Here is a 15,041-nt window from a genome sequence, read left to right as displayed (position 1 = left end):
TCATGACAAAACCGTGCATGTTGTTATTTTATTTCACTTTCCGATACATTTTTTATGGAATATTATTGTAAGAAATGACTGAATTATAGTACAATGAGTGAAGTTTAATAGAAAGTGAGGGTAGTGATAATTTAATAAAATAGCGCCAGAACAGGAAACTGTTGACGAGGAAGATGGTTATCGAAACTTCGGCGGATGCCATCACGGATGTAGCTGATTCGTTAGTTAATGAACAAAACTTAGGAGCGATCCTTTGAACAAAAGCATTAACGAAAGCACAAAATAAAATAATTATGAACATGTACTCACTTATATTAAGAATATGTACATGATTCACAGGAGGACTTTATTTATGTGTGGTATCGTAGGTTATATTGGAACAAGTGACGCAAAGGAAATTCTTTTAAAAGGGTTAGAAAAATTAGAATACCGTGGTTATGATTCAGCTGGTATTGCTGTACGTAATGGCGAAGATGTTCGTGTTTACAAAGAAAAAGGTCGTATTGCTGAATTACGTAAAGTTGTAGATGCAAGCTTTGAATCTTCAACTGGTATCGGTCATACACGTTGGGCAACACACGGTGTGCCTAACCATGACAATTCTCACCCTCACCAATCTGAAACTGGTCGTTTCACTTTAGTACATAACGGTGTTATCGAGAACTACGAACAATTAAAGAAAGAATATTTATCAGACGTGACTTTCAAATCTGAAACAGATACTGAAATTATCGTTCAATTGGTTGAATACTTCTCTAAACAAGGCTTAGAAACAGAAGCTGCGTTTGTAAAAGTATTAGAATTATTACACGGTTCTTATGCATTAGGTTTATTAGATGCACAAAACCCAGATGTTATTTATGTAGCTAAAAATAAATCACCATTATTAGTTGGTTTAGGCGAAGACTTTAACGTAATCGCTTCTGATGCAATGGCGATGTTACAAGTTACAGATACATATGTTGAATTACATGACGGAGAAATCGTTATCGTAACTAAAGACGACGTTGAAATTAAAGACATTAAAGGTAACGTTATCGAACGTGCTCCTTACAAAGCTGAAATCGATGCATCTGATATCGAAAAAGGTACTTATGCGCACTACATGTTAAAAGAAATTCACGAACAACCAGGTGTTATGCGTAACATCATTCAAAAATACCAAGACGAAGCGGGTAACTTATTAATCGATCCAGCAATCGTTAAAGCAGTACGTGAATCAGATCGTATTTACATCGTTGCTTGTGGTACATCTTACAACGCTGGTTTAGTAGGTAAAGAATTCTTAGAAAAATGGGCAGGTGTACCAACTGAAGTACACGTTGCATCAGAATTCGTATACAACATGCCATTATTATCACAAAAACCATTATTCATCTACATTTCACAATCAGGTGAAACTGCAGATAGCCGTGCAGTGTTAGTTGAAACGAACCGTTTAGGTCATACATCATTAACAATTACAAACGTACCTGGTTCAACATTATCACGTGAAGCAGACCACACGTTAATCTTACATGCTGGCCCAGAAATTGCAGTAGCATCTACAAAAGCGTACACTGCACAAATCGCAGTATTATCAATCTTAGCGCAAGTAGTTGCTAAAGATGCTGGTATCGAAACAGGTGTTGATTTATTACCTGAATTAGCAAAAGTTACAGCAGCAATCACATCAATCGTAGATGATGCTGAAACAATGGAACAAATCGCTAAAGATTTCTTATCAACAACACGTAACGCATTCTTCATCGGACGTGGTATGGACTACTATGTAGGTGTTGAAGGTTCATTAAAATTAAAAGAAATCTCTTACATCCAAGCAGAAGGATTTGCGGGTGGAGAATTAAAACACGGTACAATCGCGTTAATCGAAGAAGGTACACCTGTTATCGCATTAGCAACACAAGAAAACGTGAACTTATCAATTCGCGGTAATGTGAAAGAAGTAGTAGCACGTGGAGCGAACCCATGTATCATCTCAATGGAAGGTTTAGAAGCTGAAGGTGACACATACGTAGTACCACACGTACACGAAATGTTAGCACCATTAGTATCAGTAGTAACAACACAATTAATCGCATACTATGCAGCATTACACCGTGGTTGTGACGTAGATAAACCACGTAACTTAGCAAAATCAGTAACAGTAGAATAAGAGGCAGTCGAACTTGCGTTCAGACACGAGTAAACTGGAAGAAATCCAAAGAAATCGTTCTTTGATTTCGAAAGGATTTCTGAAGTTTACCAAGTGTCTGCAAGAGAGACGCCGTTTGAATAAAAGTTGCTGCTTTTGTTCCGCTGATTATCGAACTTGCGAGTGAGATACTGAAATTATAAATCCGAGCCATTAGGCTCGGATTTTTTTGTTTTTATGTATTATAAAATGACAAATTTTATCAAGTATGTCATGCTATAAATGGTTATTCTAGTTTATGGGGTGAAATACGATGTACAGTCAAATCGTTAATGATATTATTACTTATTTAGAAACGCATATATCAGAAGATTTAGATCTAGATGATTATGCTGTGGAAATAGGCTATTCAAAGTTTTATTTAACAAGACAATTTAAAAAAGAAACAGGCACTTCAATTGGAGAATACGTGAGAAATCGTAAATTATCACTTGCTGCGAGTGATTTGATTCATACGAATGAACCAATCATTGATATTGCTGTGAAATATCATTTCCAATCACAGGAAGCTTTTTCACGAAGCTTCAAAGATCTATACAAATTACCACCTGGGAAATATCGCAATACGATGCGCAGTTTATTAATCATTGAAGATGATTATGAAGAGAATGATGTTAAAGGATGGTTCTTAAGTGGCTCTCACCCTGAGCATTTTGAAATTAAAACAGACAGTAAAGTCTTTCATTCAGGTAATCAATCAGGATATCTAGGTGCAACACACGAGAATAGTGATGAGATGTTTGGGACATTAATGCAACAATTCCAAGCAGAGCATTACAAAGGAAAACGTATACGTGTTTCATGCTATTTAAAGTCAAAAGACGCAACACGTGCAGCGATATGGACGCGTATTGATAATATTGAGAATCGCGTATTACAGTTTGATAATATGCAAAATAGACAAGTAACAGGGACGAAGGATTGGAACTATTATCAAAACGTTTTAGATGTACCAACAGACAGTGCAGTCATTAATTTCGGCGTCTTATTATATGGCAACGGAAGTGTTTGGGTTGATGGATTTAAAGTTGAAGAAGTAGATGAAGCCATTGAAACGACAACAGAAACACATCATATTCATTTATTACCACTGGAACCTACGAATTTAGGATTTGATGAATTATAATAAATCACTATAATAGTTGGAGGATGGAAAAATGAACGAACAAGAAATGAGTATGTTTGAGGCGTATAAACGTTATTGGAAAAATGCATTTAACTTTACCGGTCGAGCTAGAAGAAAAGAGTATTGGGGACCTGTATTATTTAACCAAATCATTGTATTCCTATGTATTGTGATTATGATGGCAATTGCTATCCCAACACTTGCAACATCAACAGAAAATAACATCAGCCCATTTTTCTTTATCGCACCAATTATATATTTACTCATGATTTTATTTGGATTAGCAACATTCTTTCCGACATTATCATCGTCAATCAGACGATTACATGACGTAGGAAAAAGTGGTTGGTGGATGCTGTTATTTATGCTTGCACCAATGATTATAGGATTTGTTTTCTCAACTGTAATGAATATTATGGTCATGATGAGTGGGGAAACAGAAACATTGCCAACAGGTGTTATTTTAATGATGGGATTATTCTCCCTAGCACTTATTGGTATTGGGATTTATCAATTAATCGTCTTTATAAAAGACTCACAACCAGGCGTAAATAAATGGGGCAACAGCCCAAAATATCTGGATCCAAATTACGTAGCACCATATCAGAATTATTATGGACAACCAAACCAAGGCTATCCAAATCAGCCAATGGATAATGGATATATTCAAGAAAACAATCAACAACATAACGGATATGACGATAGAAAATAAGAGTGGCAAACGCCGCTCTTATTTTATTTTGACAGTTTGATTGGAAATTCTATGCAACCATTAACAAGTTATATGAAATAATTACATTTATTTCAATGACTACTTATTTTATCATTAAATAGAGTGTATTATAATGTTGTAATAAATGGATTTTTAAATACAAAATAATGATAAATTAAATTACGAATAAATCTATTTTTAATATTAAATAAACATAATTGTAATGGAGAGACATATGAAAAAAATATTGGTTTTAGCATCTATTATCGGATTGATTGTTACTATACAAGCACAAGAAGCAGATTCTATATTTACGATTGCACATAGAGGGGATAGTTATTATGCACCTGAACATACTTTTGCTGCGTTTGATCTTGGTGTGAAGCGTAAAGCAGAAGTGATTGAGTTAGATGTTCGTTTTACAAAAGATAGAAAACTTGTAGCATTTCATGATAAAACGATTGATCGTACAACAAATGGAAAGGGCTATATTAAAGATAAGACTTTAAAGCAGTTAAAGAAATTGGACGCTGGTAGTTGGTTTAATAAAGCTTATCCGACGCGTACTTCAAAATCGTTTAAAGGTGAGAAATTAAGAACACTTGATGAAATACTTGCACGATATAAAGATAAAGCAAAAATTTATGTTGAAATGAAGAATCCTGAGACAAATCCTGGTATGGTTGAAGAAATGTACAGAAGTTTAAAACGAAATGGTATGCTTTCAAGTACTAGGTTAAAGCGTGAAAATATTGTGATAGAATCATTTAATGAGTCTTCTTTAAAAAAATTAAAGACGCTTGCACCAAAACTATCTATGCTTTATTTAGTTTATAGTGGCGATTTAGACAAGTTATCGGATAGTAAAATTACAAGTATTCGTAAATATGCAAATCATATTGCTTTTGATTATCGCGATGTGAGTGCTCATAAAGTTAGTAGATTTAAGAAAAAAGGTTTTATTGTGTCGACATATACAGTTGATAAGAAAGCGGATATGATTAGAATGCATCAATATGGCGTAAATGGCATATTTACAAATCGTCCATCACTTCATTTAAAAGTAAGGAATACGAAATAATTAAATAAGACATTTTGATGCGATACAGTATTCACTACAGAATACTCAGTACGTACAGCAATGGAAGCCGTGTATCGCTTATTAAATGTCGATCGTGGTGTACCTGAAGTGTATGCATCAAGCTATGATATTCGTAAATTATTATATGCAATGAACGTATTAAATGATGGTAAGAAAATTGATGAATTAGAAATGCCAAGATTTAAAAAACTTATTGAAAAACAAGCAATGAAAAAAGTGAAAAATACATATATCGAATAACTGTTACAAGAAGCAGGATTAGTATAAAAAGAAGCCGTCCAAAATGGCGGCTTTTAGTGTGATTTCTTAGTTTTAAAGAGGCGGAATAAATAAATACCAGTAAACAAAAACATGATGCAGATAACAATCACTTCACTACTGCTAATATCATTAGCGAAAAGAAGACTTATCATGATTAAAGTACAAATGATTAATATCATTGTGCTAATGAATGTAAAGCTCTTCTTGAAAGTAGGAGCATATGATTTATATCCTGTTTGCTGGTTATTTTCGAATACGCTAATTAAATAAAAGACATAGTTAGCAACGACTGTTGTACTCATCAATATTAACAAAGTACTCACTGAACCACTCTCAAAATAAACTTTTCCGACTGACACAAGTGAGTAAGCAATGAATAAACCGAAAAATGAAGCGACAAAAATTTGAAATGGTTTCATTAATTACCTCCAATAGGTTTTAGTTAAATTATACTGTGCGATAGAATATCGTCAATCTTTTTCTGATAAAATAGCTTTGAGGTGATTGTATGAAATTTATTGTTGCACCGGATAGTTATAAGGAGTGTTTATCTGCTGAACGTGTCGCTGAGGCGATGAAATTGGGAATAATGAATGTATTTCCTAATGATGAGGTAGTGTTATTACCGCTTGCGGATGGTGGTGAGGGTACGGTTAATGCGTTGGTCAATGGATTGAATGGGGAACGTCGTTCATTAAACACAGTGGATATGTATTTAAGGCCGATTGAAACACACTATGGCGTGATTGATGCACATACCGCAGTGATTGAAGTAGCAAGTATTATCGGTATGGAGGTCTCAAAAGAAAGAAATCCACATCTCGCAACAAGTTACGGTGTTGGTGATGTGATTGGTCAGTTAATGGATATAGGGTTTAAAAGGATATTAGTTGGTCTTGGTGGTAGCTTAACGAATGATGGTGGAGCTGGATTACTTGAAGCGTTAGGCGTTCAATATTTCCGTGGAAATGAAGTTATTCAAGTGAATGGTGGTAATTTAAATGAAATCACCCATGTGGATGTATCCCAATTAAATCCGAAGTTACAATCTATTGAAATTCAATTGATCAGTGATGTGAATAATCCTTTAATAGGAGAAAATGGTGCTACTTATACTTTCGGTAAACAAAAAGGGATTAATGATGATGAATTGAAGATGTTCGAACTAAATATTGAACATTATAGTGGTTTGCTTGAAGAAACAATCGAACAACATCATATTCAAACACAAGGTGCTGGTGCTGCTGGTGGCATTGGTTACGGCTTATTAATGTTAGGCGCAAATATGATGCCAGGCGCGGCATATATCATTGATTTACTAAAAGTAGATCAACATTTACAAGATGCAGATTATTTAATCACAGGTGAAGGGATGAGCGATTTTCAAACAGCATACGGCAAGTTGCCATCCGTCATTGCAAAGCGCGCCAATGCATTTGGTGTAAAGCCAATCTTAATTTCAGGAAGTTTAGGTAAAGATTATTTGTCATTGCTAGATGATTTTATAAGTGTGCAAAGTATCATGACGCATCCGATGACATTACAAGAAGCCATGCACAATGCTAGTAAATTGATACAAGAAAGCACTCAGAACACATGCCATATGATAAAGCGTTTAGAACGATAATGTTCTAAACGCTTTTTCTTTCTGTAAATCATTTATATTTAAATCCATTTGTAAAGGTAATCTCACATTTTGATTATATATTCACCATTTCTTAAAACACTTTATAATTCGTCCAAACAACTTCAAGAATACTTCAACAAACATTCAACTCCCTTTAATAAAATAAGCATACAATAAAACTGTAAATTGATTTTATAGCTGTAGTAACTGATTTATTTTTTCAAAAATTAATCACTCATACAAGGAGACTAACGAGCGAATGAAAAGAAAATTTACAGGGATTTTTTTAGGGACATTAGTGGTTTTATCAGTTGATGTGTTAACGACAGAGGCCGAATCGAACGTATTTACAATCGCACATCGTGGAGATTCGTACTATGCACCTGAACATACGATAGCAGCATTTGATTTAGGTTTAAGTAGAAAGTCAGAAGTGATTGAATTAGATTTACAAATGACGAAAGACAAGCAAATTGTTGCTTTTCATGATCCAACGTTAGATAGAACAACGAACGGTACAGGGAATGTGAAGGACAAGACGTTAAAGGAATTGAAACGTTTAGATGCTGGTAGCTGGTTTAATGAAAAGTATCCAAAAAGAGCAAATCCAGCGTATGTGAATCAAAAAATCCCAACGCTTGATGAAGTGTTAAAACGCTATAAAGGTAAAGCACGTATTTTTATTGAAATGAAAACGCCTGAGAAGAATAAGGGTATGGAAGAAGCGGTTTATAAAGTATTAAAACGTAATGGTATGTTAAATGCGAGCAGTTATAATAACCGTTCAATTGTTATTGAATCTTTCTCACCACAAGGGTTAAAGAAATTACAAAAACTTGCACCTGGACTGCCAATGACATATTCTGTATGGAATAAAGAATATAAGAAATTAACAGATCAAGAATTAAGAAATATTCGTAAGTATGCAGATATGATTTCTATCGATTATAGAGAGACAACACAAGCGAAAGTAAATAGACTAAAACGATTTGGCTTTACAGTGATGCCTTATACAGTAGACAAAGAACGTGACATGAAACGTATGATGAAATATGGTGTTCATGGTATTTATTCTAATAACCCACAATTATTGAATTCATTGAGATAATGAAGACGCAGTGGACTAATTTCCACTGCGTTTTTTTTGTTGTATATTAAGGCTGTTTTTACGATATTAGTATATAAAATTTACATACATATTTTTGAAAACTTGTATGGTTATAAAAATTTTAATGATATAATGGGAACAAATACAATTAGAGGTGGATTTATGAAGAAATTAATAGTATCAACATTGTTAATTACAAGTATTACTGGGACTTATTATAGTGCAACACCAGCTGAAGCTGCTTCGAGATGTGTGGATCAAAATACTAAGCTTGTTAAGTTGCCTAACTTTAAGAGTAAGACAACTTTAACTCAAATGAAAAAAGGTCAATTTGTTTTTAAAGGCTACAAGTACGCTGACAGTTATTCGAAAGCACTTCGTTCATTTGGACAGCCTGGCGAAATTACTGTTGAGCGAGCAAGTTATGGGACATTAGGTCAAATGAATTATGGTGATTTTACAGTTGTGATGTATTCAAAAAATCGTAACGAAAAATTACAAAATTTAAAAGGGCAAGAAATGATCTTCGAAGTAGGTGTTAAATCGAAAATATCTCAAGGTACAATTGAGCAATCTTTAGGAAAATCAACACGTACAGATATGACAACGAAATCTACGAAGTTTTTATCTTATGGTAAGCATACTGCAGTATCCTATAAGAAAGTAAAAGGTGTATGGATTGCGCAAGAGATTCACTATGGCATTGAATCTTCAACATCTGAGTACAAATCGAGTACAGGAAAACTGACTAAATTAAAAACAAAGCCATTATCATCTAAAGATTTAAAGGCAATGACTCAGAAGAAATATCAAATAAGTGGCGTTAAATTAGGGGCATCACCAGCATCAGTTAAGAAGTTGGTTGGATATAGCAATCATGAACTCAATACATTAATACCAGTGCATCAAGCATTAGTACAAGCATATGGCGATATGGATTGGGTAGAAATGTATTATGAAGCACCTAAATGTGACGAACAATATCGTTTAACGAACATTTTATTTGATTACAGCAACATGAAAGTACCATTTTCAAGCATTGAAAAAGTATTAGGAAAAGCTAAAAAAGTTGAAACTACTAGCTATATGGATGGCAAAACAAAAGTGAATCAAAAAACATATTATTATAAGAATATAGAAGTACATACTGAAGTGGTTGGTAAAAAGTATATGGTTAACTCAGTCATTTATGGTAGTTAATTTTTGTTTAAGTCCATAGCAAATCAAAAATAGTCCTACGCGTTGTAGGACTATTTTCCATTGCTTTTTGCTTTTTTGTTGTCTTTGAAAATAATATAGATGTCGAAAACAGCAAACAAAATAGTAACCAAAAAAGTGAGTTTCACGTATAGACTAATGTCTAAATTAAAAGTAGCTACACCGAGACCTAAAAAGACAATTAATGCAACAATACTAATGATTAAACGGATATTTAGCTTTTTTCTATCGAAGGCAAAATTATTTCTACGGGGGTTACCATAGTCTATTACCGAAGATAGCCAGTAATAAATAACAAAGAGTAACATCCCAACAGGTTCGAGTATATATAAATATTGATCATTCTTTGCATAAGATACTGACATGAAGATACAAATCAAAGTAATCAATGATAAGATGGCAAGGCACATTTTATTATAGAATGACATTAAAACACTCCCATTATAATATTCTTATTTAAAATATAACATTGTAATGAGATTTAATAAAGAATCATTACGATTTATCGTTTGCATTTACAAGTATGTTACATTAACATTTAAGTGTAAAAATACTCTACTTATAAGTGTTCACGAATATTAAGCACTTTACAAAAGAAAAAATATCAAATAGTCCTACTTATTGTAGGGCTATTTTTTATGGGTAAAATCAGCTATATTATGTTTAAGAAAACGAATGAAGGTGACATGATGGAAAAAGTACTTGTAATAGGATCAACGGTTTGTGACATTATGATTTATGTTGATCAATTGCCGACGACTAAAGGTGATGTGCATGTAAAAGAACAAGTGATGAGTGTAGGTGGGTGTGCTTATAATGTGGTGAATGTATTGCATCATTTAGAAGCGCCGTATACTTTCATTTCACCTGTAGGTACAGGGATGTACGGTGATTTTGTAAAACAATCATTAAAAGAAACGGGAATAGTCCCTGAAATAACAGTTGATGAAGCAAATGGTTGTTGCTATTGTTTTGTAGAAACAGGTGGCGAAAGAACTTTTATCTCACATCACGGTGTTGAATATACGTTTAATCCGGAATGGTTAAAGCATTTGGATTTAGATGAATATCGTTATGTTTATATATGTGGTTTAGAAATCGAGGAACGTGACGGTGATAAAATCATTGAAACACTCAAAGGAATAAAGGCAGAAATTATTTTTTGCCCAGGACCAAGAGGCCATTTAATAGAAACATCGAAGTTGGAAAATGTATATCAACTTAACCCCGTTGTACATTTGAATGATAGTGAAGTCATGACATTAACAGACACACATACGGTCGAAGAAGCGGTTGTCAAAATGTATGAGAAAACAAACAATAAAGTCATCGTGACACTTGGTGAACAAGGCGCACTTTATTATGATGGACAGTTGACGTATGTTTCAACATCAAAAGCTACAGTAGTAGATACAATAGGTGCAGGAGATTCACATGTCGGTGGCGTATTGGCAAGTTTATCTATTGGCAACGATATGATTGATGCTATTGCATTTGGCAATCAAGTTTCAGGTAAAGTCGTTGGCGTTCAAGGTGTTCAGCTTGGAAAAGAGACATTTGAGAAATTGAAAGCATTATTGTAGATAAGATGATATGGCTAGATGAAATGTCCGAAAAAGGTGTAGTTATCGGACATTTGGATTGAATATAGAGTGGATTGTGTGTTGAAATGTCCGAAAAGGGTGGTGTTATCGGACATTTGAGCTGAATATATAGCGAATATCAAATTGAAATGTCCGAAAAAGATGGTGTTATCGGACATTTGGACAAAATATATGGTGAATATCAAGTTGAAATGTCCGAAAAGGGTGTAGTTATCGGACATTTGGATTGAATATATGGCGAATATCAAGTTGAAATGTCCGAAAAGGGTAGTATTTTCGGACATTTGGACTGAATATATAGCGAATAACATGTTGAAATGTCCGAAAAACATATAGTTATCGGACATTATAATAGATATTTCGACAACCTATCACACCTTAGCAGAATTAAAATCCCACAAAAAAACACTCAAACTAGGATTTGAGTGTTTATCTTTTTGGTAAATTTTCACGACGTCTATACAATTCCGTGCTTAAGTAGAAACCACGAAGCAATCCGCCAATCGCGCTTCCGAGTAATGGGTATGCGATAAACATATCTTTTTTATCCCACAGAATGATCGATAAAAATAATAAAATAAATATACTACTTCCAACGACATAACCACGTGCTTCAATATTAAGCAATTTCATAGATTCATTGTGACTTGATTGATTTTCATCTAAAAGTTCTCTTTTCTTTCTAATGATTTCTATATAAGTCATGCTTCCCATAAAAACTTCTGTGACTAAAAATAATATCCAATCAATCTGTCCAGTCAACAATAAATAAATTAAAAATGCGCTAAATAATATAAAGAATATGGTATTGAGGATAATACTATCTTTTAATGTTTTCATTTAATTTCTCCTAAGTGTTTAAATATGACGACGTCTCGATAATTCAGATCTGAGTACTAGTCCTTTTATAAATGTAATGATTAATATAGTAAATATTGTGTAGCTAAATATCATCTCTAAAGATTCTCTATTAACTTGAAGGAAGAACAACACTGCAAAGATGATACTAGAAAAGATGTATCCATATGCTTCAATGCTCAATAAATTTAAAGTTTTCGCATCATAGGGCATTGTTTTATCTAAGCGTAATCGTTCATTTCGAATAATACTAAAGTAAACAGATAATTCAAAATAGCATATTGTAAGAACAAAAAATTGCCAATGAATTTGATTTGTAGCAAATAAATAAGTTAAAAATCCAATAAATAATACTGAGATAATGATACTAAGTATAGTGTTTCTACTTAACTTCTTCATTCGACCACTCCTTAAATGTATATTTATTTAAGCGCTTGATTAGCAACAATATGACTCCCATTTTTTCTCAATTGTATCATAATGGAAAACGCATGAACATACGAATCAAAATGATTACTAAAATATAACTTGAATTATTTGGAGTATAATTAGTTTTTAATTTGTACTAATGTTTCTAGAAGTTTGTTAAAAAATACGCGCCAATCACAAGATGGATTGGCGCGTATTTCATATTCTTATAATTTTGCTTGCCATTTTTCTGTCCAAACGTTGTCGTTTGGTACACCTTTAAATTCGCTCACACCTGTAATTTTATCAACTAATGCTTTAATCGTTGTTGGATTTGAATGATAAGCATTAATGTACGCTTTCACCATTGTTGCATCGTGTAGGTGTGTTGTGAAGTTTAATGATGCAAATACTGTTGGTACTTCATAAACGAACCAAGGAATTTCATTACTCATGGCTGTTGACCATTGGATACGATAGTTGTTTTGTGCGGCATAACCAACGATGTTTGCTATAACGATAGCTGCATCGACTTCTTTACGGTAATCTAATGTTTTACCTTTGACACGTGTTGAGCCGTCATTTAATGTCACTTCAAAGCCTCTGCTTTCTAATTCTTTAATGATATTTGCGGTAACTGTACTGTCTGATTGATAAATACCATCTTTTTCACTGTTTTCGATCATGTATAAACGAATGCGTTTATGTTTTTCTGGTGTGATTGGTAATTCATCTAATGTATTTTTAACTAATGTAATACCTAGATCTGCTGCTTCTTTTTGCATTTCTAAATGTTCTGGTTGTCCGATGACTTGTAATGCACTTTCAGGCATTAATAATGTGCCTTCTTGTTGTCTTTTGTGTAAGTTAAGTTGTGCTTTTAATCCTAATATACGTCTTACAGCATCGTTTAAACGTTCTTCAGTAATCACGCCATTTTTATAACCATTCAACATAAAGTTGAAGTCTTCTTCTAAGTCGTTAAAGAATAAGAACATATCACAACCTGCTGCAATTGCAAGTGGCACGTAGTCTTCACGACGCATTGCTGCTGTCATTCCTAACATATGTGATGCATCTGTTACGACCAAGCCATTAAAGTTTAATTCTTCTTTCAATAAATCTGTAATCAATTCTTTTGATAATGTTGCTGGTAAAATGTCTTTGTCTTCTAATGATGGATTAATGTGTTTTTGATATTCAGGTAATGCAATATGTCCTGCCATCATCATTTGAACGCCACGTTCAATATGGTTTTCATAGACTTTACGGAAGCTATTGTTCCAATCTTCAACACTTAATTCATTAACGCCTAATACTAAATGTTGGTCGCGTTCTTCTGTGCCATCACCCGGGAAATGTTTAATACATGTAATCATATCGCGTTCTGCGTTAAAGCCATCGATATACGCATTAGTATATTTAATCACTGTTTCTGCGTTTGTACCATATGCACGCGTATTTACGATTGTATTGCGCCAGTTTTGTAAAATGTCCACACAAGGGTCAAAGTTGATATGTACACCTAATGCACTTGATTCTCTTGCTGCAACCAATCCTGCATTGTAAGCAACTCTTGTATCTTGAGCCGCTTCACATTGTGCCGCACTTGCAATATAGGTACCGTCTTTACATGCACCATTACCACCTGAATCACAGTTTGCTGCCACAAGTACAGGAATTTTACTATGCGTTTGTAATTCATTTAATAAGTTTTGAACATCTTCTTTAGTACCACCTTCATAACGGGCACCACCAATATGATATTTATTTAAAATGTCTTGGTTTGTTAATTGTGTATTGTTGTAATCTTTACCGTTTAACATGAATAAGTTAAAGAAAAGTTGTCCGATTTTTTCTTCGTCTGTTAATTTACCTAATGTATGTTCAACCCAATCGATTTGTTCTTGGTTTAATTGATATGGTTTTGCTTTTAAGTCTACTAATGCCATGATTATTGTCCTCCGTTTAAGTTATTTTTGAATTCGTTGAATAAATTGCTTTGATCCTCTGCTGTTAAACTTTGAGATAAAAATTTGTCTAAATATGTTTCATTGAAAGCTTTCCATGAAGTTGATTCATGATTCGCTAATATTGGATAAAAGCATACGTCGTTTTGTTGTGCTGCTTCATAATCACCTAATGCATCGCCAAGCATAATCATATGTGTATGTTCATAATGTTGACGTAATGACTTTAAACAGTGTGCTTTTGTTCCTGAATCTTGTGCAAAGATACCTGTTAAATATGGTGTTAAGCCATTGATTGTCCATTCATGTTCTACCGCTGCAAGGTTCGCTGATGAAACAATCGCAATATCCGCATGTTTTGAAATTTTCTCTAATGTTGCTTTCACATTGTCAAAGATTTTTGCATCAGGTAATGCTTTAATTTTTTTATTCACTTCATTTGACCAGTTTAATGCCTTTTTTAGACCAATTTCTTCTGGGTATATTTCAATTTCACGCATTAAACTTTCATTTGAGAATTCATTCGTTGTATCTGTCCAACGTTTAATGCTGTCGTAACCTTCAATGGCAATGCCTAATTCATGTAATTCTGTGAGCATTTTTTCTAAACCTTTGAAGCGATTAATACCACGTGTGATTTCATACAAATTGAATGCATTCCAACGTTCTAAAATGGCTTTTTCGTGTGCTTCTAATTGCCATTCTTTTACGATCATCGGTCCGAAGACTTCGATGTGTTTAATATTCATTGTATCTATTGCACAACCATCCGAATCTACACATACTAGAAATGGATGCGTTGGTTTGTAGTTTTTTAAATTTGTAATCATATTTCATTGTCCTTTCAAATTTA

At 33.6% G+C, this 15,041-nt stretch carries 13 protein-coding genes and 1 pseudogene; 9 read left to right on the top strand and 5 right to left on the bottom strand.

The features are described from left to right. The first annotated feature begins 352 nt into the window (after positions 1 to 352). The 5 genes and pseudogenes from glmS to ER639_RS10550 all read left to right on the top strand — a co-directional run. Positions 353 to 2,155, top strand: coding sequence for a glutamine--fructose-6-phosphate transaminase (isomerizing) (gene glmS / locus ER639_RS10570; protein WP_129065760.1), 1,803 nt, complete (start codon positions 353 to 355; stop codon positions 2,153 to 2,155). Positions 2,156 to 2,447: 292 nt separating this feature from the next. Then, entirely contained in the window at positions 2,448 to 3,320 is an 873-nt protein-coding gene (locus tag ER639_RS10565) for a helix-turn-helix transcriptional regulator (RefSeq protein WP_129065759.1), read from the top strand. Between the two features lie 31 nt (positions 3,321 to 3,351). After that, the gene (locus ER639_RS10560) at positions 3,352 to 4,032 is read left to right on the top strand and encodes a DUF805 domain-containing protein (protein ID WP_129065758.1); all 681 of its coding nucleotides are present in this window, start codon (positions 3,352 to 3,354) and stop codon (positions 4,030 to 4,032) included. A gap of 235 nt (positions 4,033 to 4,267) precedes the next feature. Next, positions 4,268 to 5,113: a glycerophosphodiester phosphodiesterase family protein gene (locus ER639_RS10555; RefSeq protein WP_164993429.1), complete on the top strand. Its 846-nt coding sequence runs from the start codon at positions 4,268 to 4,270 to the stop codon at positions 5,111 to 5,113. Between the two features lie 21 nt (positions 5,114 to 5,134). After that, positions 5,135 to 5,374 (top strand): annotated as a pseudogene (locus ER639_RS10550) (oleate hydratase); the annotation flags it as partial. Positions 5,375 to 5,427: 53 nt separating this feature from the next. On the opposite strand, the gene ER639_RS10545 reads toward ER639_RS10550, so the two are convergent. Further along, positions 5,428 to 5,814 (bottom strand): hypothetical protein, encoded by a 387-nt coding sequence (locus ER639_RS10545; protein WP_129065755.1) that lies wholly within the window; start codon positions 5,812 to 5,814, stop codon positions 5,428 to 5,430. Between the two features lie 89 nt (positions 5,815 to 5,903). Between ER639_RS10545 and ER639_RS10540 the strand changes: the two genes are divergently transcribed. The 4 genes from ER639_RS10540 (at position 5,904) to ER639_RS10525 (ending at position 10,931) form a co-directional block, all read left to right on the top strand. Beyond that, entirely contained in the window at positions 5,904 to 7,022 is a 1,119-nt protein-coding gene (locus ER639_RS10540) for a glycerate kinase family protein (RefSeq protein WP_129065754.1), read from the top strand. Between the two features lie 259 nt (positions 7,023 to 7,281). Continuing rightward, complete coding sequence (locus ER639_RS10535; protein WP_129065753.1) at positions 7,282 to 8,130, top strand: glycerophosphodiester phosphodiesterase family protein; 849 nt, start codon at positions 7,282 to 7,284, stop codon at positions 8,128 to 8,130. A gap of 162 nt (positions 8,131 to 8,292) precedes the next feature. After that, positions 8,293 to 9,330, top strand: coding sequence for a hypothetical protein (locus tag ER639_RS10530; RefSeq protein WP_129065752.1), 1,038 nt, complete (start codon positions 8,293 to 8,295; stop codon positions 9,328 to 9,330). Between the two features lie 656 nt (positions 9,331 to 9,986). Then, positions 9,987 to 10,931, top strand: coding sequence for a PfkB family carbohydrate kinase (locus ER639_RS10525; RefSeq protein ID WP_240664056.1), 945 nt, complete (start codon positions 9,987 to 9,989; stop codon positions 10,929 to 10,931). 450 nt (positions 10,932 to 11,381) lie between these two features. Here ER639_RS10525 and ER639_RS10520 read toward each other — a convergent pair whose 3' ends face one another. The 4 genes from ER639_RS10520 to ER639_RS10505 all read right to left on the bottom strand — a co-directional run bounded on the left by ER639_RS10520 (position 11,382) and on the right by ER639_RS10505 (position 15,018). Further along, positions 11,382 to 11,792, bottom strand: coding sequence for a hypothetical protein (locus ER639_RS10520; RefSeq protein ID WP_129065751.1), 411 nt, complete (start codon positions 11,790 to 11,792; stop codon positions 11,382 to 11,384). An 18-nt stretch (positions 11,793 to 11,810) separates the two neighbouring features. Next, positions 11,811 to 12,209: a hypothetical protein gene (locus ER639_RS10515; protein WP_129065750.1), complete on the bottom strand. Its 399-nt coding sequence runs from the start codon at positions 12,207 to 12,209 to the stop codon at positions 11,811 to 11,813. 236 nt (positions 12,210 to 12,445) lie between these two features. Next, positions 12,446 to 14,170, bottom strand: coding sequence for a glycoside hydrolase family 3 protein (locus tag ER639_RS10510; protein ID WP_129065749.1), 1,725 nt, complete (start codon positions 14,168 to 14,170; stop codon positions 12,446 to 12,448). Positions 14,171 to 14,172: 2 nt separating this feature from the next. Further along, on the bottom strand, positions 14,173 to 15,018 hold the full coding sequence (locus ER639_RS10505; RefSeq protein WP_129065748.1) for an HAD family hydrolase: 846 nt from the start codon (positions 15,016 to 15,018) through the stop codon (positions 14,173 to 14,175). Positions 15,019 to 15,041 lie beyond the last annotated feature (23 nt).

Source organism: Macrococcus sp. DPC7161 (assembly GCF_004117835.1).
Lineage (GTDB): Bacteria > Bacillota > Bacilli > Staphylococcales > Staphylococcaceae > SDSC01.
Note: the sequence above shows the minus strand (reverse complement) of the source record. Positions and strands in the feature narration are given on the sequence as shown.

Bases quoted from the DNA above. Each gene is read 5' to 3' on its own strand.
- ER639_RS10565 (WP_129065759.1), top strand. From the start codon at position 2,448: ATGTACAGTCAAATCGTTAATGATATTATTACTTATTTAGAAACGCAT.
- ER639_RS10545 (WP_129065755.1), bottom strand. From the start codon at position 5,814: ATGAAACCATTTCAAATTTTTGTCGCTTCATTTTTCGGTTTATTCATT.
- ER639_RS10530 (WP_129065752.1), top strand. From the start codon at position 8,293: ATGAAGAAATTAATAGTATCAACATTGTTAATTACAAGTATTACTGGG.
- ER639_RS10515 (WP_129065750.1), bottom strand. From the start codon at position 12,209: ATGAAGAAGTTAAGTAGAAACACTATACTTAGTATCATTATCTCAGTA.
- ER639_RS10555 (WP_164993429.1), top strand. From the start codon at position 4,268: ATGAAAAAAATATTGGTTTTAGCATCTATTATCGGATTGATTGTTACT.
- ER639_RS10535 (WP_129065753.1), top strand. From the start codon at position 7,282: ATGAAAAGAAAATTTACAGGGATTTTTTTAGGGACATTAGTGGTTTTA.
- ER639_RS10505 (WP_129065748.1), bottom strand. From the start codon at position 15,018: ATGATTACAAATTTAAAAAACTACAAACCAACGCATCCATTTCTAGTA.
- ER639_RS10560 (WP_129065758.1), top strand. From the start codon at position 3,352: ATGAACGAACAAGAAATGAGTATGTTTGAGGCGTATAAACGTTATTGG.
- ER639_RS10520 (WP_129065751.1), bottom strand. From the start codon at position 11,792: ATGAAAACATTAAAAGATAGTATTATCCTCAATACCATATTCTTTATA.
- ER639_RS10540 (WP_129065754.1), top strand. From the start codon at position 5,904: ATGAAATTTATTGTTGCACCGGATAGTTATAAGGAGTGTTTATCTGCT.
- ER639_RS10510 (WP_129065749.1), bottom strand. From the start codon at position 14,170: ATGGCATTAGTAGACTTAAAAGCAAAACCATATCAATTAAACCAAGAA.
- glmS (WP_129065760.1), top strand. From the start codon at position 353: ATGTGTGGTATCGTAGGTTATATTGGAACAAGTGACGCAAAGGAAATT.
- ER639_RS10525 (WP_240664056.1), top strand. From the start codon at position 9,987: ATGGGTAAAATCAGCTATATTATGTTTAAGAAAACGAATGAAGGTGAC.